This is a genomic window from Halobaculum sp. EA56 (genome assembly GCF_051195075.1).
Taxonomy (GTDB): domain Archaea; phylum Halobacteriota; class Halobacteria; order Halobacteriales; family Haloferacaceae; genus Halobaculum.
The window spans coordinates 152,760-173,217 of sequence record NZ_JBNTJX010000006.1; the positions used below are offsets into that span (position 1 = coordinate 152,760).

19 protein-coding genes are annotated in these 20,458 nt (G+C 69.9%); 6 read left to right on the plus strand and 13 right to left on the minus strand.

The window, feature by feature from the left end:
* Positions 1-214 precede the first annotated feature (214 nt).
* Entirely contained in the window at positions 215-1,276 is a 1,062-nt protein-coding gene (locus tag ACQUQ1_RS12420; protein ID WP_435064616.1) for a zinc-dependent alcohol dehydrogenase family protein, read from the plus strand.
* 62 nt (positions 1,277-1,338) lie between these two features.
* Here ACQUQ1_RS12420 and ACQUQ1_RS12425 read toward each other — a convergent pair whose 3' ends face one another.
* On the minus strand, positions 1,339-2,448 hold the full coding sequence (locus ACQUQ1_RS12425) for an NAD(P)-dependent alcohol dehydrogenase (protein ID WP_435064617.1): 1,110 nt from the start codon (positions 2,446-2,448) through the stop codon (positions 1,339-1,341).
* A 122-nt stretch (positions 2,449-2,570) separates the two neighbouring features.
* Positions 2,571-3,209, minus strand: a complete 639-nt coding sequence (locus tag ACQUQ1_RS12430) for a hypothetical protein (RefSeq protein ID WP_435064618.1) — start codon at positions 3,207-3,209, stop codon at positions 2,571-2,573.
* Between the two features lie 110 nt (positions 3,210-3,319).
* Between ACQUQ1_RS12430 and ACQUQ1_RS12435 the strand changes: the two genes are divergently transcribed.
* Positions 3,320-3,706: a hypothetical protein gene (locus ACQUQ1_RS12435; protein WP_435064619.1), complete on the plus strand. Its 387-nt coding sequence runs from the start codon at positions 3,320-3,322 to the stop codon at positions 3,704-3,706.
* A gap of 51 nt (positions 3,707-3,757) precedes the next feature.
* Here the strand turns inward: ACQUQ1_RS12435 and ACQUQ1_RS12440 are convergent, their stop codons facing one another.
* A complete protein-coding gene (locus ACQUQ1_RS12440) occupies positions 3,758-4,579 on the minus strand; it encodes a DUF547 domain-containing protein (RefSeq protein WP_435064620.1) in 822 nt (273 codons plus the stop codon).
* 98 nt (positions 4,580-4,677) lie between these two features.
* On the opposite strand from ACQUQ1_RS12440, the gene ACQUQ1_RS12445 reads away from it, so the two are divergent.
* Together ACQUQ1_RS12445 and ACQUQ1_RS12450 are read left to right on the plus strand one after the other, a co-directional pair.
* A complete protein-coding gene (locus tag ACQUQ1_RS12445) occupies positions 4,678-6,207 on the plus strand; it encodes a radical SAM protein (protein ID WP_435064621.1) in 1,530 nt (509 codons plus the stop codon).
* Position 6,208: 1 nt separating this feature from the next.
* Positions 6,209-6,919 carry a class I SAM-dependent methyltransferase gene (locus ACQUQ1_RS12450; RefSeq protein WP_435064622.1) on the plus strand — a complete coding sequence of 237 codons (711 nt, stop codon included), beginning with the start codon at positions 6,209-6,211 and terminating at the stop codon, positions 6,917-6,919.
* 38 nt (positions 6,920-6,957) lie between these two features.
* Here ACQUQ1_RS12450 and ACQUQ1_RS12455 read toward each other — a convergent pair whose 3' ends face one another.
* On the minus strand, positions 6,958-7,662 hold the full coding sequence (locus ACQUQ1_RS12455; protein WP_435064623.1) for a class I SAM-dependent methyltransferase: 705 nt from the start codon (positions 7,660-7,662) through the stop codon (positions 6,958-6,960).
* A gap of 163 nt (positions 7,663-7,825) precedes the next feature.
* On the opposite strand from ACQUQ1_RS12455, the gene ACQUQ1_RS12460 reads away from it, so the two are divergent.
* A complete protein-coding gene (locus ACQUQ1_RS12460) occupies positions 7,826-11,038 on the plus strand; it encodes a glycoside hydrolase family 97 catalytic domain-containing protein (RefSeq protein ID WP_435064624.1) in 3,213 nt (1,070 codons plus the stop codon).
* Between the two features lie 335 nt (positions 11,039-11,373).
* Here the strand turns inward: ACQUQ1_RS12460 and ACQUQ1_RS12465 are convergent, their stop codons facing one another.
* The 6 genes from ACQUQ1_RS12465 to ACQUQ1_RS12490 all read right to left on the minus strand — a co-directional run bounded on the left by ACQUQ1_RS12465 (position 11,374) and on the right by ACQUQ1_RS12490 (position 18,409).
* Positions 11,374-12,969 carry a hypothetical protein gene (locus ACQUQ1_RS12465; protein ID WP_435064625.1) on the minus strand — a complete coding sequence of 532 codons (1,596 nt, stop codon included), beginning with the start codon at positions 12,967-12,969 and terminating at the stop codon, positions 11,374-11,376.
* A 290-nt stretch (positions 12,970-13,259) separates the two neighbouring features.
* The gene (locus ACQUQ1_RS12470) at positions 13,260-13,712 is read right to left on the minus strand and encodes a hypothetical protein (RefSeq protein WP_435064626.1); all 453 of its coding nucleotides are present in this window, start codon (positions 13,710-13,712) and stop codon (positions 13,260-13,262) included.
* A complete protein-coding gene (locus ACQUQ1_RS12475) occupies positions 13,709-15,865 on the minus strand; it encodes a hypothetical protein (protein WP_435064627.1) in 2,157 nt (718 codons plus the stop codon). The genes ACQUQ1_RS12470 and ACQUQ1_RS12475 overlap by 4 nt, the downstream gene beginning before the upstream one ends.
* A gap of 107 nt (positions 15,866-15,972) precedes the next feature.
* Positions 15,973-16,374, minus strand: coding sequence for a glutaredoxin family protein (locus ACQUQ1_RS12480; RefSeq protein WP_435064628.1), 402 nt, complete (start codon positions 16,372-16,374; stop codon positions 15,973-15,975).
* Positions 16,375-16,505: 131 nt separating this feature from the next.
* Positions 16,506-17,339, minus strand: coding sequence for an ABC transporter permease (locus ACQUQ1_RS12485; protein WP_435064629.1), 834 nt, complete (start codon positions 17,337-17,339; stop codon positions 16,506-16,508).
* A complete protein-coding gene (locus tag ACQUQ1_RS12490; protein WP_435064630.1) occupies positions 17,336-18,409 on the minus strand; it encodes an ABC transporter ATP-binding protein in 1,074 nt (357 codons plus the stop codon). Before ACQUQ1_RS12490 ends, ACQUQ1_RS12485 begins: the two co-directional genes overlap by 4 nt.
* A gap of 129 nt (positions 18,410-18,538) precedes the next feature.
* Between ACQUQ1_RS12490 and ACQUQ1_RS12495 the strand changes: the two genes are divergently transcribed.
* Positions 18,539-18,934, plus strand: a complete 396-nt coding sequence (locus tag ACQUQ1_RS12495; RefSeq protein WP_435064631.1) for a DUF2237 family protein — start codon at positions 18,539-18,541, stop codon at positions 18,932-18,934.
* 79 nt (positions 18,935-19,013) lie between these two features.
* Here ACQUQ1_RS12495 and ACQUQ1_RS12500 read toward each other — a convergent pair whose 3' ends face one another.
* The 3 genes from ACQUQ1_RS12500 to ACQUQ1_RS12510 form a co-directional block, all read right to left on the minus strand.
* Positions 19,014-19,196, minus strand: coding sequence for a hypothetical protein (locus ACQUQ1_RS12500; protein WP_435064632.1), 183 nt, complete (start codon positions 19,194-19,196; stop codon positions 19,014-19,016).
* A 113-nt stretch (positions 19,197-19,309) separates the two neighbouring features.
* On the minus strand, positions 19,310-19,909 hold the full coding sequence (locus ACQUQ1_RS12505; RefSeq protein ID WP_435064685.1) for a class I SAM-dependent methyltransferase: 600 nt from the start codon (positions 19,907-19,909) through the stop codon (positions 19,310-19,312).
* 77 nt (positions 19,910-19,986) lie between these two features.
* Entirely contained in the window at positions 19,987-20,385 is a 399-nt protein-coding gene (locus tag ACQUQ1_RS12510; protein ID WP_435064633.1) for a hypothetical protein, read from the minus strand.
* Between the last annotated feature and the right edge of the window lie 73 nt (positions 20,386-20,458).

A 20,458-nucleotide genomic window follows, 5' to 3' on the forward strand; every position in this document is an offset into this window, starting at 1 on the left:
CGGCGGCGGGCGAGCCGTCGGACGACAGATCCAGTCATCCACGGATACAGGGGTCGGGTCGGTATAACTGCTGGCCCGTGACCGCTCCGGCCCCGGAGCGACCCGTCGGCGACGCCGGTCGGAACGACCACCACCACGGACCGGCGTCCGCCGACCCGCGGCGGCCCCAACCGGCAGGAACGGTTATGTCAATTGTGGTCAACTATCGCGTGTCATGCGAGCAGCAGTCCTGCGCGAGCACGGCGAACCGCTCGACGTAACGGAGGTCGACGAGCCGGAGCCGGAGCCGGACGGCGTGGTCGTCGAGGTGGAGGCGTGCGGCGTGTGTCGCTCCGACTGGCACGGCTGGCAGGGAGACTGGGACTGGCTGGGCATCCAGCCGCAGCCGGGGCAGATCCTGGGCCACGAGCCGGCGGGCCGCGTCGCCGCCGTCGGCGAGGACGTGACGAACTTCGCCGAGGGCGACCACGTCGCCGTCCCGTTCAACCTCGGCGACGGCACCTGCATGCAGTGCCGGACCGGCCACGGGAACACCTGCGAGAACCCGATGCCGCTGGGGTTCGTCGAGCCGGTTCCCGGCGCGTTCGCGGAACTGGTCCACGTCCCCGCGGCCGACCACAACCTCGTCCACCTCCCCGACGGCGTCGGCTCCGTCGACATGGCGGGGCTGGGCTGCCGGTTCATGACCGCCTTCCACGGGCTGGCCCACCGCGCGCCCGTCGAGGCCGGCGACTGGGTCGCGGTCCACGGCTGCGGCGGCGTCGGCCTCTCGGCGGTCCACATCGCGGACGCCCTCGGCGCCAACGTCGTCGCCGTCGACCTCGACGACGACAAGCTCTCGACGGCCGAGGACCTCGGCGCGGCCGAGACCGTCAACGCCGGCGAGGCGGACGACGTGCCGGGGGCGGTGCAGGCGCTCGCGGGCGGCGGCTGTCACGTCTCCGTCGACGCGCTCGGGATCGCCGAGACGTGCCGCAACTCCGTGCTCAGCCTCGGCACGCGCGGCACGCACGTCCAGATCGGCCTCACCACCTCCGAGGAGGAGGGGACGGTCGGGGTCCCGACGGACGTGATGGTCATGAAGGAGATCGAGTTCGTCGGCTCGCTGGGCCTGCCGCCGACGCGCTACGACGAGATCTTCCGGATGGTCGCCCGGGACAAACTCGACCCCAGCGCCGTCGTCAGCGAGACGGTGTCGCTGGACGACGTGAACGACAAGCTCTCGGCGATGACCGACTTCGACACCGTCGGCATTCCGGTGATCGACGAGTTCTAACGGGGTCCGGGCGGCGGGGCCGGGCGACGGACCGTCCCGCCTACCCCCGTCCACCGACCGCGTCAGGGCTCGCTCACACGCAGCACGGGCTTGATCGTCTCGCCGGACTCGGAGTCCGCGACCGCCTCCTCGATGTCGTCGAAGTCGTAGTACGTGACGATCTCGTCGAACGGGAACTTCCCCTGGCGGTACAGCTCGATCAGGTCGGGAATGAACTCCGAGGGGTTCGAGTCGCCCTCGACGATCCCCGTGACGGTGCGGCCGTTGATGATCAGGTCGTTCACGTCGTAGCTGGCCTCGGTGCCCAGCGGCGGGGCGCCGATGATGCCGGCGGTTCCCCGCTGGGAGAGCGATTCGACCGCCTGCTCGGCAACCTCCGGAACCCCGGTCGTCTCCAGGGCGTACTCGACGCCGCCGTCGACCGCCTCGTTCGCCGCGGCGACGACGTCGTCCACCTCGGCGGGGTCGATCGTCGCCGTCGCGCCCAGCTCGGCGGCCTTCTCCAGGCGGTTCCGCTTCAGGTCGACCGAGACGACGTCTATACACCCTTTCAGGTCGGCCGCCATCACCGCGGAGAGCCCGACCGAGCCGGCGCCGAAGACGACGATCGACGACCCGGCCTGCGGGTCCAGCGAGTTGATGACGCCGCCGGCGCCGGTCTGGATCCCGCACCCGAGCGGGCCGAGCAACTCCAGCGGCACGTCGTCGTCGACGGGGACGACGTTTCGCTCGGTCGCCATCGCGTGGGTGGCGAACGACGACTGCCCGAAGAACCGCCCGTGGACCGGCTCCCCGTCGCGCGAGAGCGGCGTGCTCCCGTCGGGGCGGGTGCCGCCGAAGTTGTACGCGAAGAACTCCTCGCAGTAGGCCGGGTGACCGTCCCGGCAGTGGGGGCAGGCGTCGTCGGAGTCGAACGTCATCACCACCCGGTCGCCCGGCTCGACCGCCGTCACCGACGACCCGACTGCCTCGACGACGCCGGACCCCTCGTGCCCGAGGACGATCGGCAGCGGCGACGGGTACTCCTGATCGCGGACGATCATGTCGGTGTGACACACGCCCGCCCCGACGACGCGGACGAGCACCTCGTCGGGCTCCGGCTCCCCGAGTTCGAGCGTCTGTACGTCGAATGGGCCGCCCTCCTCCTCGACAACCGCGGCTCGGATCTCCATGGTACGTTCACGCGTGACTCGGACATAACTGTGTGCGTGGCTACAGTAGTACGAAATGCCGGCAGGAGTACATGTCTCAGCGGGGATCGCGGGCCGTCGGCGGTCGGCGGAGAACGGGGCGGTCAGCAGGCGCCGCCGCCCGCGCCCGCCGCCGCGCCGGCCCCCGCACAGGTGGCGGCGCCCGCACTCGCGGCCGCCGCGGCGGCCGTCCCGCCCACCACGACCGCGGCGCCGTTCGACCGGCTGTAGTCGACCGGCTCGCCCCACGCGACGGGGGCGACCTCGTCGTCGATGTCGTCGGCCGCCTCGACGGCGGCGCGGAGGTCGGCGACCGCGAAGCCGGGGTCCGTCGCGAAGCGGTCGACGAGCTCGGTCGTGAGCAACACCCGCCGGCACTCCTCGGCCTCGAACAGCTCGTCGCCGTCGAAGGTGAACTGTACGTCGTAGTGGCGCACGTACACGTCGTCGAACGGGCCGTGTAGCGCCGCGGCGGCCTCGCCGACGAGGTCCCACACGAGGTCGCGGTCCGGCTCCTCGACGTCCTCGCCGAGCGAGAACCGCCCGACGGGGACGACCACCGGCTCGCCGTCCGGCCCCTCGTTGACGACCGCGATACCCGTGACGCCGCAGTCCTCGACCGCGTAGCCGGCGCGGTCGACGGCGTCCCGCAGCGCCCCGTCGGCGGTCTCCTGACGCGATTCGAGGTCGACCTGTTCGTCCGGCGTGTCGTCGCCGAGCAGTCGTTCCAGCAGGGAGGGCATCGAGCGGCCCTTCGCGGGTCCGGCACTTCGATGTTCGGGCCGCGCGTACCGTCGCCGAACGACGGCCCCGTCCGACGCGCTTTCGGTCCCGCCCGGCGAAGCGTCGGGCCGTGCCGCACGGGACGTCGGGGCTCACCGTCCGCGAGCGACTCGTCGCCAGGGCGTGGCACTACGTCGCCTTCGGCGTGCTCTCGCTCGCCGTCTACGGGGGGATCGTCGTGCTGCTGGGACGGTTCCCGGGGTGGCTCCTGCTGGCGATCCTCGTCGGCTCCCTGCTGAAGGACGTGTACGACGAGTACCGGCTCCGGCGGGGACGCGACCCGCTCGGCTACGCCGGGATCGAACACGCCCCGTCGAACGCCGTGCTGATCGCGTTCCTCCTGCTGGACGTGATCGAGCCGGCGGGGACGGTGCTCGGGGTGTCAGTCGAGTCCCTCGCGCTGGGGATCGCGGTCGTGGATCTCGCGTTCGACCTCTCGCAGGACGCGCGGGCCTGACGCCCGCGGCGCTCGCCCGTGCGGCGGGCTCGCTCCGTTCCGTCGCGCGCCCTACTCCGCCCCGTCGGCGAACTTGCCGGGGGCGCGCGACCAGTCCCAGGAGCGGTACCGGACTCGCGGGTCCGCGTCGGCGGGGACCGTTCCGTACCGCTTCAGGAACGCGACCGGGTCGTCGAAGTCGCCGGCGTACCAGCGGATCACCCGCGGCACCCGGACGACGCCCGCCCCGGGGTCGTACTCGACGGTCGCGTCCAGATACGCCTCGGTCGCGAGGTCGAGCTGCTCGTCGATCCGGTCGCGCTCGTAGTACCGGATGGCCGGACAGCTCGCGGCGCCGCAGTTGAGCGCGAAGTGGACCCGCGGGTCCGGCTCGGACAGCCGGTAGCGGCGCTCGAAGGCCCCGACGCTCACGACGGGGAGCCGCGGGAGGTACCCCAGCCCGTACTTGGAGCGCGACCCCCGGAGGATCCCGTGTTCGATGTCGTCGAGGCTCAGCGGCGTCCCCGCGACGGCGACGCAGTCGGTCCCGAAGAACCGCACCAACCGGAGGGGACTCTCGTACCGTTCGGGGTGGCGGTCGAGCAGCACCTGCGTCCCGGCGTTGTAGAGGTTGCACCAGAACGCGAGCGCGGCGGCGCGGTCCTCGCGGACCGGCGCCAGTGCCGACTCGCGGAGGGAGGAAAGCGCCGCCAGCGCGTCGTCGACCCCCTCGCCGGAGCGGGTCGAATCGAGGAGCCGGCGCGCGCACGCGAGCGGGTCCGCCGGCGCGGCGGCGACGCCCGCGGCGTTCGCCTCCGCCCCGGAACCCCCGCCCGCGGAGCCGGGGGCGACGCCGTCCTCGGCTCGCGAGCCGTCCCGCGGGGAGTCGCTCATAGCCGGGCGAGGGTCGCCGACTGAAAAAGGGTTCCGCGGTCCGACCGTCCGGCGAACACACGCCACAGAACTATGACGGGGTGGGCCTACGCCGTCGTATGTCCACCGAGGGACCGGAGGAACTCGACACGACGACGAGCCTCTGTCCGACCTGTCTCGAACGCGTCCCCGGCCGCTACGAGGCCCGGGACGGGAGCGTCTACCTCACCCGCGAGTGCCCGGACCACGGCGTCGCCAGCCGGAAGGTGTGGGGGTCGGTCGACCACTGGGCGTGGGCGGGCGAGCTCGGTCCGGAGTTCGCCTCCGAGGTCGGCGTCGACGAGGGGGAGCTGACCGTCGACGCCGACCACGCCTGCCTCGCGGTCGTCGAGGTGACGACCGACTGCAACCTCTCGTGTTCCTTCTGCTTCGCCGGCTCCGGCCCCGGCGGCGATCACCTCCCCGAGTCCGAGGTGGTCGACCTCCTGGAAACCGTCAAGGCCGCGGGCGGCCCCCGGCCGATCCAGTTCTCCGGGGGCGAGCCGACCGTCCGCGACGACCTGCCGGAGCTGGTCGGGGCGGCCCGCGGGATGGGGTTCGAGCACGTCCAGGTGAACACGAACGGCCTCCGGCTGGCGAACGAGGCGGGGTACGCCGAACGGCTCGCCGACGCCGGCGTGACGGCGATCTACCTCCAGTTCGACGACGTCGACAGCCACGGCGACGGCGACGCCCACGAGTCGATCCGCGGCGCGGACCTGGCGGCGGCCAAGCGCGAGGCCGTCGAGGCGTGCCGGGAGGCGGACCTCTCGGTCGTGCTGGTGCCGACGGTCGTGCCCGGCGTGAACGCGGATCGGATGGGCGACATCGTCGAGTTCGGGCTCGACAACGTCGACGTCGTGGAGTCGATCAACTTCCAGCCGGTCGCGCACTTCGGCCGCTACGGGGAACACGACGGCCGGTTCGCGCTCGACGACGCCGCCCGGGCGCTCGCCGAGCAAGTAGACGCCGTCGACACGCGGGACATGCTGCCGATCCCCTGCTGTTCGTCGTACTGCCAGATGGCGACGGTGCTGAAGCCGAGCGAGGGGGACGGCGACCCGCTCGCGCTCACGGGGCTGCTCGACGACGACACCTTCGGCGCGCTCTCGGGGCTGGTCGACGAGGCCGACTGGATGGAGTTGCTGGCGAACACGAAGACCGCGGGCGAGCGGGCCTGCTCGACGGCCGGCTGCTGCGGGCTCGATCTCCCGGCGGGCGCCGACGAGATCCTCGACCGGGTGCTCCCGGTGTCGTTCACGGGGTTCATGGACGCCGACGCCGCCGACGTGGAGCGGCTGGACAACTGCTGCGTCTCCGTGCCGACGCCCGACGGCGACCTCGTCCCCTTCTGCGGCTACAACATGACGACCGAGGACGGCGAGTACGCCCTCCGCACCCGCAACGGCTGGGGCGGCGAGACCGCGCGGACGGGCGTCGACGCGGACCTGCCCGCGGCGCCCGACGCGGGCGACGACGGCGACGGGGCGATGACCGGGGACCCGGCGAGCGGCGTCGCCGACGACGACGACGCGGGCGGGGAGGGGACGGCCGCCGACGGGGCCGTCACCGACGGCGGGTGCGGGTGCGACTCGTGCGGGGCCGAGTAGGATGCGGGGACTCCTGACCGCGGCCCTGGAGAACCCCTGGGGGGCGCTCGGGACGGTGCTCGGCGGCCCGCTCCACCCGGGCGGGCGCGAGGCGACCGCGGACCTGCTCGACCGCGCGGGCGTCGGCGAAGGAACTCGCCTGCTCGACGTGGGCTGCGGCGCGGGGACGGCGCTGGCGCAGGCCCGCGACCGCGGCGCCACGGCGGCGGGGATCGACCGCTCGCCCGACCGCGTGCCCGGGACGGCGACCGTCCGGGGCGACCTCGCGGCGCTCCCGGTCGCCGACGGCGCCGTCGACGTGGCGCTGGCGGAGTGCGTGCTGTGTCTCGCGGACGACCTCGACGGCGCCCTCGCGGACGTCGCCCGCACCCTCGCGCCGGAGGGCCGCCTCGCGCTCTCGGACGTGGTGGTCGACGGCGACCTCCCCGCGCTCCCCGGCGTGATCGAGCGAACGCTGTGTCTCGACGGCGACCGCCGACGCGAGCGACTGGTCGACGCCGTCGAGGACGCGGGGCTGACGGTCGTCGACCGCCGCGACCACCCCGAGGACCTGCTGGAGATGCGCGACCGCGTCCGCGCGGCGGTCGACTACGAGACGCTGCTGGGTGCCATGGGCGAGCGCGGCGAGCGCCTCCTCGACGGCGTCCACGACCTGGAGGAGGCCGTCGAGGACCGTCGGGTGGGCTACCTCTCGCTCGTCGCCGAGGCGTAGGCGGCGGAACGCGGCCCGCCGACGCCCGGCCGGGTCGTTCACCCGTCCCGGTCGCGGTCGGCGCGCTCGGCGCGGACGATCAGGATCGACCCGCCGTTGAACGTCGACACGTCGACGCGGGCGAACCGCCCCTCCAAGGCCTCCCGGAGGTCGACCTCGGGGACCCAGTCGGTGAGCCGGCGCGCCAGCGGCACCGTGACGGCGTTGAGCGCCCGCAGCGGCCACCGCGGGAACGGCTGCGCGTCGAGGACGACGAACCGGCCGCCCGGCCGGAGCGCGTCGTGAACCGCCTCGACCGCGGCCGCCGGGTCCGGCACCGCCGACAGCGACATCGCCGCGTACGCCCCGTCGATCGACCCCTCGGGGACCGGGAGCCGTCTGGCGTCGCCCCGGACGACCTCGACGGCGTCGCGGTCGGCGGTCCGGTCGGCGGCGGCGCGGGTCATCCCGCGGCTGGCGTCGAGGCCGACCACGGCTCCCCCGGGGCCGACGCCGTCCGCTAACGCGTCGAGGGTTCGGCCGTCGCCGCACCCCACCTCCAGGACGCGCTCGCCGGCGTCGAGGTCGAGCGCCGCCAGCGAGCGGCGGCGGACCGTCCGGCCCCGGCCGAGGAACGCGACGGCGTACAGCAGGTCCATCGCACGGGGATGCCGGCTCCAGCGGTCGTACACGTCGCCGGGCGGTGGCTCCGACGGCGCGTCGCCGGGCGAGCCGCCGACGGCGACGCCGTCCGTGTCGGTCATGAGCGTCGATCGGGGGGTGCACACTTCACGGTTCTCCCGTCGCCTGCCGGCGGCCGTCCGTTCGCGCTCGACGACCGACACGTTATCTCCGTTACGTCCTCCAGTTTTCTCCTCGGACTACAGAAACATTTATTATAGTTTTTCGCTATCGCATCGGTACTCCATGTCAGAGGATACCGAGCACGGAGACGGCGGCCGCGTCAGCCGGCGGGGGTTCGTCGGCGGGATCGCGGGACTGTTGGCTGCGACGGCGTACTCGGCGGAGGTTCCGGGATCGGCGGCCGCGCAGGTCACGAGCGGCGACGACTCGGCCGTCCAGTCCGTCACCTCGCCGGACGGCTCGATCGAGGTGACGGTCGATCTACGTACCGGGGTGCCGACGTACGAGGTCGCCGCCGGCGGGACGACGTACGTCGACCCCTCGCCGATCGGCTTCGACTTCGCCGGCCAGGAGCCGTTCGGCACCGCCATCGACGGCAGCGGTCCCGAGATCGCGGTCACCGGCAGCGAGCGGGGGACGGCCACGGAGACGTGGACGCCCGTGTGGGGCGACTTCGACGCCGTCTCCGAGGACTACGGATACCTGACGCTCGGGGTGGAGGAGACGGCCGGCCCGGGTCGGTCCGCGAACCTCCAGGTGCGGGTGTTCGACGACGGCCTCGGCTTCCGGGTGGTGTTCGACGACGATTTCGGCGACTTCACGATCGTCTCCGAGAACACCGAGTTCCGGTTCGCCGCCGACTACACGAGCTGGTGGATCGAGAACGAGTTCACCAACCCCCGGTTCGAGCAGGAGTACCGCGAGACGCCCCTGAGCGACGTCCCGGCCGGCTCGCACACGACGGGACCGAACGACAACTCGGTCCGCCGGGGCGCGCACACGCCGCTGACGATGCGGGCGGGGGACGGGACGCACCTGAGCGTACACGAGTCCGACCTGGACGACTACGCGTCGCTGTCGCTGGCACCGGTCTCCGACGGCGGCGGGACGCGCTTCGCGGCGGAGCTGGCCCCGCTGCCCGACGGAACGAAGGTCGCCGCCTCGGCGCCGCACGCGACGCCGTGGCGGACGGTCCAGGTCGGCGCGACCGCGACCGACCTCGTCGAGTCGCAGCTGATCCCGCTGCTCGCGTCCCCGCTGGACGAGTCGGCGTTCCCGGGCGGCGACACCTCCTGGATCGGCGACGGCCGCAAGTACGTCGGCATCTGGTGGACGATGATCGCCGGCAGCGCCAACTGGGAGTACAAAACCGACGCGGAGGTCTCCGACGCCGGGGGCGACCCGGCGCGGTACGTCCACGGCGCCCGCACCGAGCGGATGAAGCGGTACATGACGTTCGCGAGCGAGCACGGCGTCGACAGCGTGCTCGCGGAGGGGTGGAACGAGGGGTGGGACACCTACCCCGGCGACGGCACGGGGTTCGAGATGGGAACCGACGACTCCTATCCGGACTTCGACGTGCCGGCGGTGACCGACTACGGCGCCGGGCTCCCGACGCCGGTGGAGATGACGATGCACAACGAGACCGCCGGCAACGTCGTCGTCTACGAGGACGAGATCCTGAACGCGGATATCTTCGGCGACTACGAAACCGCGGGGATCCGGTCGATCAAGAACGGCTACGTGAAGGACCCCGGCCTCGGCTTCGAGGGCGACGGCTCGGCCGCGAGCCACAACCAGCACTGTCAGACGGCGGTCAACCACCACCGACTGGTGATGCGGGAGGCGGCCGCGAGCAGGCAGATGCTCGAAGTTCACGAGGGGATCAAGCCGACCGGCGAGATCCGCACCTACCCCAACGTCGGCGCACGCGAGGTCGTGAAGGCCCAGGAGTACGACGGCTTCGACGCGCTGGCGTCGAACGTCGGGCGCGACCACCACGTCCTGCTCCCGTTCACCCGGCTGCTCGCCGGGCCGGCCAGCTACCAGCCGGGGATCTTCGACCTCACGTTCAACGACGACGAGGGCGACCGGATCCAGACGACCCTCGCCAAGCAGCTGGCGATGTACCCGACCTACCTCGGGGGCCTCCAGATGGCCGCCGACCGGCTAGAGGCGTACGTCGACCACACCTTCGAGGTCGGCGAGTTCGTCCAGGCGCAGTCCGGCAAGCTCGACGGGATGATCACCGCCGACGCGTGGCGCGACGCGTTCGGCGCCCACTACGTCCCGATCGATCCGAACCGCGAGCCGGACGGGGCGACCGTCCGGTTCACCGTGCGGAACGTCCCGAGCGCCGGGAGCTACGACCTCCACGTCCGGTACGCCGCCGACGAGGAGGACAACCGCCAGGCCGTCCGGGACAACGGCGGCCCCGAGGCGACGCTGGTGGTCAACGGCGCCGAGCAGCCGCTCGCGCCCCCCTTCACCGGCTACTGGGACGACTGGGCCGTCCACACGGTCTCGGTCGACCTGGAGGCGGGGGCCAACAGGGTCGGCATCGAGCTGGGTGCCGACGACGTGGGCGGGATGAACCTCAACACGGTCGGCGTCACCGAGTCGGGCGCCGGCGCGCCGTTCCCGGCGGCCTACACGGACTTCACGGACGCCCACGCGGCGAACGAGAACTACGACACGGTCCCGGCGTTCGAGTTCGTCGAGCGGGTGCCCACGAGCTGGGACGAGACGGTCGCCGTCGACGGCGCGGTCGGCGAGTACGTCGTGACGGCCAAGCGAAGCGGCGACGAGTGGTACGTCGGCGCGATGACCGACGGCACCGCCCGGGACGTGACGGTCCCGCTGTCGTTCCTCTCGACCCGCGACGGCGGCTGGACGGTCACCGAGTACGCCGACCCGCCGGAGACGAGCGTCGACACCAACCCCACCGGCGTCGTTGTCTCGGACTACGACGTCGCCGCGGGCGAGGAGGTGACGCTGTCGATGGGCGCCGGCGGCGGCGCCGCGCTGCGGATCGCTCCCTCGGACGGGAGCGATAGCGTCGACATCGAGTCGGGCGAGACGTACGTCCTCCGGAACGTCAACAGCGGAAAGGCGCTGGACGTCGAGAACGCTTCGACCGGCGACGGCGCGAACGTCCACCAGTGGGGGTACGTCGGCGACGACAACCAGAAGTGGGTGATCACCGACCTGGAGAACGGCTACTACAAGTTGGAGGCGGTCCACAGCGGGAAGGCGCTGGACGTCGAGAACGCCTCGACCGACGACGGCGCGAACGTCCACCAGTGGGAGTACGTCGGCGGCGACAACCAGCAGTGGGAGATCGCCGAGAACGCCGACGGCAGCTACCGCCTGCTCGCCCGCCACAGCGGGAAGGCACTCGACGTGGAGAACGCTTCGACCGGCGACGGGGCGAACGTTCACCAGTGGGGATACGTCGGCGGCGACAACCAGAAGTGGACGTTGGAACGGCTGTGACGCGAGAGTGGGCGGACATCCGGTGAGCGGGCGGAGAGACGGCCGTCGTCGGTCCAGCAAGTGGATCGCAACGAGCGCTCAGCCCTCCTGTTCGCGTGTCATTCGGGCGGGTGCTCGTATCCGAAGTGGCGACGGAACGCACGGTACGCCTCACGCGACCCCCGCGGCTGTGGGCTCACGACGATGCGTATTCCACCGGAGTTCAGCACCACCAATTTCACCACTCTCCAGCGCACTCTCAAGCCGGTTTAGGTCGCGCTCACTCAATTCTCCACGCCGATGAAGGCCGGCCAATCGATCGACCGGTTCGGCGTCGACATCGTCGAACCGGCTGATCACCGCCAGCGCATCGTCACCACCATCAGCCAGCACCCGCGCTCCATCGTCGCCTTCGCGGGCGACGAATCGGCCGACTGCCTGCTGGTCGACGTCAGACAATTCGCTCGTTCCAGATCAGTCCTTGTCGACACTCGCCACACTTTCGCCTTCGCGCCGACACTCCGAGCCCCACGCATCGTCCCCGCCCCGACCCGCACAGTCCCACGGACCAGTTTCGTCGCAACAACCGCCTCTGCAGCGTCCGTCCGCTGTTTCACCGACTTCACCGCCCGATACGTCGTCGACCGCCCGTCGAGCGCCTTGTCGAGTTTCTTCAGCTTCGTCGACTGTTTGACAGCCTTAGCCGCACCCGCGCCGAGAACGATCTGGGTTACCTTTCCGCCGGCGTACCCCTGATACCACGCGATCTTGTACGTCGTGTACAGTTCGGGATTCTCCGCCTCGTTGTACGGATTGTTCGTCTCCTGCTTCTCCTGCAACGGTCCCGCGAACGCCTTGACGAGCGTATCGAGGATCCCGTACTTCTCCATCACCCGGAGGATCTCTGTGACTCCATTCAGCACCGACAGCGGGTCGTCACGCAGCGTCCGGTACAGTGCCGGCACCTGCTCGGCGGACTGTTTCGCACCACGCACGGGCGCCCCGTAACTCGATGCGAACCCCGAAATCCGCGCGAGCTGGTCGGCCGCGGCGACCGTGTAGATGCTCGCGTGGTCCAGCTCCCCGGCGAGGTTGCCGTAGAAGTTCTGTCGTTCCAAAGCGACCGTGCGCGTCGCCGACCCGTGCGTATCGGTCGCCTTCACGTCGACCGTCGTTCCGGTGACCGCGTCGGCGCTCGATTCGAGGAAGCCCGTGGTGAAGTACACGCGACCGCCGAGGTTCTGCGCCCGACCGGTCGGGACGACCGCCTCGCGAACGTCGCCCTCTTTCACGAACTCCACCCGGTCGACACCGCTCGGATCCTCGGCCGAATAGAGGATCGCGTACTCTGCTTTGGAATCGCAGCCGTCCTCACCGCAGCCGGGCGACTCGAACTTCGCCGAATGGATCGTCACCTCCGGCGGTCGGTAATCGTGCAGCGTCGGGTCGGTGTTCCACTTCCGAACCTCCGCGCCGTCGTCGATCCCGTCGCCGTCGGTGTCACGAGCGCTCGGATTCGTGCTCAACATCACCTCGCGATCATCCGCGAGCCCGTCGAGGTCCGAATCCGACAGCATCGGGTCGGTCGACGCCTCGCGTCGGTCGATCAGTCCCGCTATCTCCTCGGCGGAGTCGGCGTTCAGCACCGTCCGCGACTGCTCGGCGGAGGTCGTCGCACGGTACGACTGTCGCTCGTACGTCTCTTCGTAATCGGAGAGGCCGTCCCCGTCGGAATCGACCTCGATCGGGTCGCTGTTCCTGAGGTAGTACGTCCGTCCCTGCGTCTCCGTCCGTCGACCGAGCTCCTGCCCGTCCGGGATTCCGTCCCCGTCCGTATCCGCCTCGTACGGATTCGTGTAGATCCGTTCGCCCGTCCCGACCCGGAAGCCGTTCGTCTCCTCGCTGTCGGTCAGCCCGTCGCCGTCGCTGTCGTAGCGGGCCTCGACCGACACCTCACGGACGGTCAGCGTCGCGCCGTCGCTCGCGCGAAACTCGACGGTTATCGTCGGCTAGTGAGATAACTCGATAGACTGCTGTCTGACGGAGCGTGTTGTCGCAAGCGTCTGCTACGACGAAATCGACTGTGGCCTCAGTTACAGAAAAGATCGAATCCTCGCAACTCCAATTTCGAAATATACTGGTCCGTCAAATTGGGTTGTTCTGGGAGAAAATGTCGGTTCTATTAAGCATCTTTTGTTTTGATTAACTCAATTAGAATCAGGGGAGGAGTGCACGGTATCTGCTACTCGTCATCATCGGCATATAACTGCTGCACGTCTCCGTCCAACCCCAACCGGTCGATCCACTCCTGAAGATGGTTTAGTTCACGTGTACGGAGGTCACGGTATCCCTGCTGATCGTGAGCTTCGAACGCACGCTTGACCAACGTTCGAACGGCAGACCGGAGTTCTGCATATCTGATTTCTGTATCTATTGGCCGCAACTCGAAGCGGACGGTATTCACGTCCGGGTCCGTGCCTGTAGAACGCATCGACAGCACTACCGGCCCGCCTGTTCCGAACGACATATCGCCACTCACCTGATTCTCAATTCGGTAGTACAGTTCGACTACATCGCGCAGTGAAGCGGATGTTTCGTGCCTCTCGTCGTCATGTGAGAGGGAGAGTTTGAGATTATCAGGGGTCTGTGCATGCTTCCATCCGGCCCAAATATCTAGTATTTCGAACTTGATCATGGCTCAGGCATTTCGTCTCTGCTTGGTATCGTTGGACGTTCACCGACATCAACTCTCGGGGTTATTGGATCGACATCGTTCGATTGGTATTGTTTTTCCATCCCTTGCCTCTTCATATACCATCTGACAAATTCTTCAGAATGCCCAGTTCCTCCAGCATACCCATTCAGCGTGGGAGCGAATGCTGTGGCTACTGACCCATCCTGTACAAACAGCACGATAGTAATAACTCGTCCATCGATATTAAACCGTTTTGCATACATCCACCGATCTTGATTTTGACTTTTGTAAACCTCTGCCGGAGATTTGAGGATTTCTTCAATACGACTCCGGACAGTCTCTCGCGAGTTCCCAACCTGATTGTGATCCCAGTCGTTTTTATTGATTATTTTATCAATTACATTTTCACCGATCTCGACATCTCTACCCTGCACGTCAGAGACAGTAGTAGTAGCGGCGACAAGCACCCCACTCGCTATTTCAAGAGTAATTCGGTCCCCTTCGTTCGTCTCACCGATGATCATCGATCGGTCACGTTGCCTGACGACAGAACTCGGCACCCGAAGAATTTCCCCGATATCGTCCTTCTCGCTAATTCCCGGGGTCCGCTTGATGTACTCCCATCCGAACCCACGGTCGACATTCTCACCAAACCCGGTCGGTGCGTCATACACCTTACCACGGGGGAGACGAATGGGGTGGTTCAGTTCGTCGCCGGTCTCTGCCGCTGGGAAAGTGAGGATGATCTCCTCGGTAGGAACGAGCGGATTTAGCCTTCCTCTGATCGCCTCGGACCGATAGCCTGCTGCGGGTTGATTGTAATCGGCGTACAGCGCACCGGTCCCGATAGCAGCACCGATACCAACGGCAGCCACAACGGGTGCCGCTCCGACACTTCCAACGCCACCCGCGGTCGCTGTTCCGCCACCGGTCGACCCGACTCCACTGATCGCGAGACCACCGAGTGCCACACTGGATGTCGCGTCGACCGTATCCGCGAACGTCGTCGTCTCGTTGGGATCGAGTCTGAGCGAGACCGTGTTCCCGTGTTCGTCGGTGACGTTCACGTAATAGTACTCGGGCGGTTCGTTCAACACACCGGCCTGCTTCAGCGGAACGGTGTACTCCTCAATCGATCGACCGGAGTCTGAGTCTTGTGCGATCAGCGTCGGCGTGGATTCGGCAAAGAACGTGTCGCCACCTTGCGTATCGTAGTACCCGAGCACCGAAATCGACCGGATCGCAGAGTCGTCGGACACCCGAACCGTGATGTTCTCGTTGTAGTCGGGGTAGTATTCGATCTCCCCCGTCTGTTGGTTCACGACCGGCTCCTCGCTCGTGATCCGAACCATCGGAGCCCGACTCTCGACCGTCGGATCCGGGTCGATGTCGTCGGCGTACCCGTCGTCGTCCGTGTCAGCGGACATCGCTTCGGTTTCCCACGCTCTCTCTTGGAAGTCGTCCAATCCGTCTCGATCCGTGTCGTACTTCGTGGGGTCGCTGTGGATGATGTAGTACGTCCCGAATTCGTTGCTCACCTTCCGTCCGATCTCTTCGCTGTCGAATAGCCCGTCCCCGTCGGTGTCGGCCGAATAGGGGTTCGTGTACACCCGCTCGCCCGTCCCGACCCGGAAGCCGTTCGTCTCCTCGGCATTGGTCAGCCCGTCGCCGTCGCTGTCGTAGCGGGCCTCGACCGAGACCTCCCGAACAGTCAGCGTCGCGCCGTCGCTCGCGCGGAACTCGACGGTCACCGTTCGCCCGGCGACCGCCTCGACCGTCACCTCGCGGGTGACGACCCCGCTGGTGCCGCCGTCGAGGTCGAGCACCGTCTCGTCGCCGTCGGGCGTGTGCACGACCGCGCTCGCCCGGGAGTCGGGGTCGGCGGTCGCGTCGCCGGAGACGCGGACGGTGACGACCACCTCGACCGCGTCGGGGTCGACCGCGATCGCCCGTTCCAGCGTCGTCGTCGTCCCGCCGCCGGACAGCGTCGACAGCACCCCCGACGTGTTCGCGGGGTCGGCGAGCCCGAGCCGAGAGACGTCCGCCGCGCGCTCCCCGACCCACGGACCGTCGGTACCCGACGGGGCGGCGTCGCCCCCGCGGGCAGGCATCGATACCTGGGTCATCGCTCCCCCCGGTTCTTCCGTCGTCACCGCCACCGCTCCCGCCGGAGTCGTCGGAGGTCGGCGCGTCCGAGCGGAGCGTCACGCTCGGCGCGGCGGTGGCCCTCCCGACGACGCTGTCCCGCGTCCCGACCGACTCAGAAGGGCGCGTCAGGTCCGGCCGCCGCCTCCCCGCCGGATCCGCTCGCCCCGCCCTCGGCGTTCAGCGTCTCGGCGAGGTCGCCGCGTTCCTCCAGCTCGGCGAGCACGTCGCTGCCGCCGACGAACTCGCCGTCGACGAACGTCTGCGGGATGGTCTCCCACCCGCTCTCGGCCTCCAGCGCCTCCCGGAAGGCGTCGAGGTTCTGCAGCGTGTCCACCGTCGCCACGTCGTCGCGGTACTGGCCGATCAGCCCGAGCGCGCGCTTCGAGTAGCCGCACTGGGGCATCCGGGCGGTCCCCTTCATGAACAGCACGACCTCGTGCTCGTCGATGGCGTCCGTGACGCGGCGGTGCGCCTCCTCGGCGTCGATTCCCTGGTCTGTGGGGTCGAAGGTCATGGTACGCCCTGTACCGGCCCGACCGGGTTAGGGGTTGCGGCGGCGGCGGTGTCGAGAGTGACGCCGACGGCGAGACGGTGAGACGGCGAGACGGCGAGACGGCGCGCCGAACGGCGAGTCCTCGTCGCCGATCAGTAGTCGCCGAGCACGCCGAGGCGACGCGCTCGCCGGGTCGCGTAGTGGAAGACGACGTAGCCGATCCCGAGGTAGCCGACCGCGACGCCGACCAACAGCGTCAGGTCGGCGAGCGGGAACTCCCACAGCCGGACGCCGTCGACCATCGCCCGCTGGAGCATCGCGCTCCCGTGGGCCAGCGGCAGCAGCCGCAGCCACGGCCGGTCCAGCACCGGCGCCGACACGAGGACGACGAAGCCGAACTGGAGGAGGTTCAGCCAGTTGCCGACCCGCTTGTACAGGACGGTGACGCCGCCGGCCGCGAAGCCGAGTCCCAGCACCGAGACGATCGCCAGTCCCGCGACGACGACGACCGTCACGGGCGCGATCGCCAGGCTCGCCCCGGTGAGCAGGAGCATCGCCGCCAGCACGACCGCGGAGGTGAGGAACGTCCGCACCAGCTTCGCGACCCCCTTGAGCAGGGCGACGGGGGCGAACCCGAACGGCGTCGTGACGTGCCGCTCCAGGGTTCCCCACTGCACCTCGCTCCCGATGTCGTTTGACACCGACGAGTACGCGCCGACTGCGAGCGTCCACAGGAAGTAGCCGACGACGATCCCCGAGAGCGAGTCGACCAGCGCCCGGCCGGCCAGCATCCGCCCGCCGACGAACAACAGTCCGAAGAACACCAGCGAGACGACGATCCCGCCGATCGCGTTCGCCGGATAGCGGACGAAGATCAGGAACTCCCGGTAGAGAACAGCGCGGGCGAGGTCGACGTACGTGGCCGGGCGCGGACCGCCGGCGGCGGCGCCGTCACCATCGCGGTCGTCCGTCCCTGCGGCGGTCACTGCGAACCCCCGTCGTCGCCGGGCGCGGTCGTCCGCCGGCGTCCCGCCCGAGGCGACACCTCGTCCGGACCGGACGCGTCCGACTCGTCCGGCGCCGCGCCGGTCAGTCGGACGAACACGTCCTCCAGGGAGCGCTCGACGGTGTCGACGCGGTCGAGCGTCACGCCGGCCGCGCGGAGCGCGTCGAAGAGGTCGTACACCGCGTCCCCGTCGGTGCGGACCGCCAGGACCGGCGGGTCGGCGCTCGCGTCCGCGTCCGCGACGTCGAACCGACCGCGCAGGTCGTCGACCGTCGCCGGCGAGAGGTCGTCGCTCGCGACGCGGACGCGGTAGTCGTCGACGGCGCCGAGGAGCCGCTCGACCGCCTCGTCCGCGACGACCGCGCCCGCCGACATGACGATCACGCGGTCACACACGTCCTCGATGACGCGCATGTCGTGGCTGCTCACCACGACGGTGAGCGCCTCTTCCTCGGCGAGACGGCGGAGCTCGCGCCGAAGCGTCCGCGACCCCTCGACGTCGAGCCCGAGCGTCGGCTCGTCGAGGAAGACGAGCTCCGCGCCGCCCGCCAGCACGCTCGCGAGCGACACCTTCTGTTTCATCCCCCGCGACAGCTCCCGGACCGGCGTGTCGGCCTTCCCGGTCAGCTCCAGCCGGTCGAGCAGGCGGTCGTGCCGGTCGGCGACCGAGTCGGGGTCGACGCCGCCGATCGTCGCGAAGTAGCGGAGGTTCTCCCGGACCGTCAGCCGCCAGTAGTCGTTGCGGGCGCCCTCCAGCATCGCGTCCACGTCGGCGTACACGGCCCGCCGCCCCTCGGTCGCGTCGCGGCCGAGCACGCGGACGGTCCCCTCGTCGGGGATGACCGTCCCGAGGATCGACTTGATCAGCGTCGTCTTCCCCGCGCCGTTGGGGCCCAGCAGGCCGACGACCGAGCCGCGCTCGACGGCGAAGGAGACGTCGTCGACCGCCCGGACGGCGTCGTCGCCGGAGCCGAAGCGCTTGGTGAGCCCTTCGACGGCGAGGGCGGCCGTACCGTCCGGCGGACCCTCGCCGCGCGTGGTCGATGGCATCGGGTACGCTAGCGCCGGAGCGGGAATAAGCGACGCGGCACTCCGGTCGCGACGGCCCGTCCGGACGCCACGACTGGGTAGGTGTCGAGCGCCCCAACTTATGCTCGCGGCGACCGTACGCCGGAGGGAATGGCGGACGTACCCACGAACGGGGCGGACGGCGAGCGGAACGTCCTCGGCGAGCCGCTGGCGGCGTGCAGTCGCGACCCCGAGACGGGGTTCCGCCGCGACGGGCACTGCCGCCACCTCGCACGGGACCCCGGCCGCCACGAGGTGTGTGCGGTCGTCACCGACGAGTTCCTCCGGTTCTCCCGCGACCGCGGCAACGACCTGGTCACGCCGCGGCCGGACCTGGGGTTCCCGGGCCTGTCAGACGGCGACCGCTGGTGTCTCTGTCTGCCGCGCTGGTCGGAGGCGCGGACGGCCGGCGTCGCGCCCCCGGTCGTCCTGGCGGCGACGAACGAGGCGGTGCTGGAGGAGGTGCCGCTGGAGACGCTGCGCGAACACGCCGTCATCGCCGACTGACGACGCCGAACACGCCGTCATCGCCGACTGACGACGCCGTCACCTCACGCGCGGCCGGTCGATACCGTCGGGTCCGTCCTCAGGTGCCGTCGAGCATCGTGTCGGCGAAGTACGCCGCGTCGGCGGCGCGGGCGTCGGCCCCGCGGTCGGCGACGAGCGCCGTGAAGTCGCCGCCCGCACAGCGGGCACACCGCGCCGGCACGTCGACGTCCGAGTGGACGAGCCCACACCGGTCACAGGAGACGTAGCGTAGTCCACGCACAGCCGTCGGGAGGCGCCGGCACCACAAAACGCCGCCGGCGGTCACGGCCGGCGCTCGCGTTCCTACCGCCACAGTCGACCCCCGTTGTCGGGATCGGGGCGCCCGAACGGGGTTCACCCTTCCCGGATGGCGAAGACGAACTCGGTGCCGCTCCCGAGGGGGTCGTCCGCGGTGACGGTCCGAGCGACCCGGAACCTCGCGTCCCGCAGCTGCCGGAGCGTCGCCTCCCGACCGGGCGTCGAGAAGAACATCTCCCCGCCCATCCAGCCCCGGCGGACCGTCTCGTAGCGTCCGCCCGGGAGCGTCATCAGCAGGCGGCCGCCGGGGCGGAGCACTCGGGCGAACTCGCGGTACACGGTCGGGTGGTCCTGCCGGGGGACGTGAAAGACGGTGTGGTAGGCGGAGATCCCGTCGACGCTCCCCGTCCGTATCGGCAGGCGGCTCATCTCGCCGTGGACCAGTCGACTCCCGGGGGCGCGCTCGCGCGCGAGCGCCAGCCCCGCGCGCGAAATGTCGAGCCCGACCGCGCCGTCGGGGAGGTTCGCGAGCGTGCGGGCGCCGTCGCCGCAGCCCACATCGAGCAGGACCGGCGACGGCGGCAGCGCCGCGAGCAGGTCGTCGATCAACGCCGCGTCGGAACCGTCGGGGTCTCGCCGCCGGGCGTACGTCGCGGCGATCTCGTCCCACGCGCGCATCACCGCCTCCGGGTCCATCCGCGACATACGTCGAGTACGGACCCGACGGAGAAAGGTGCGATGCCGACCGAGAGCCCTCGCGCGCCGGCCCGAACTCACCGCGCCGGCGCGACCCGTGCGACCACCATGTAGAACGCGAACGCGGCGACGAGCAGTCCCGCGAGTTGGGTCCCCGCGGTCGCGAGGAATCCGACCCCGGTGTACACCAGCGGCGCGGTCATGAACCAGATCCCGAAGACGACCGTGAGTACCGCCGGCGCGAGCGCGACCGCACGGTCCCGTCGAAACAGCCGGTAGTTCTGGACGGCGAACAGCGTCCCCAGTAGCCCGCTGGTCACGATGCTCCCCGTGAACGCCGGGGACGAGCCCGCGGCGATCGGCGTCGCCGTCGCCAGCAGACAGCCGACCGTCGCGGCCACCGCACAGGCCAGCAGGAACCGTTCGTCGCGCCGCTCCGCGCTCGTCGAGCGTGTCGACTCCGTCGCGTCCGTCACGGCCCGTGCGTACGTGCGGGACGGGCATGAAACTCCGTGACGGAACACCCGGTCGGACGACGGCGTGCGGCGA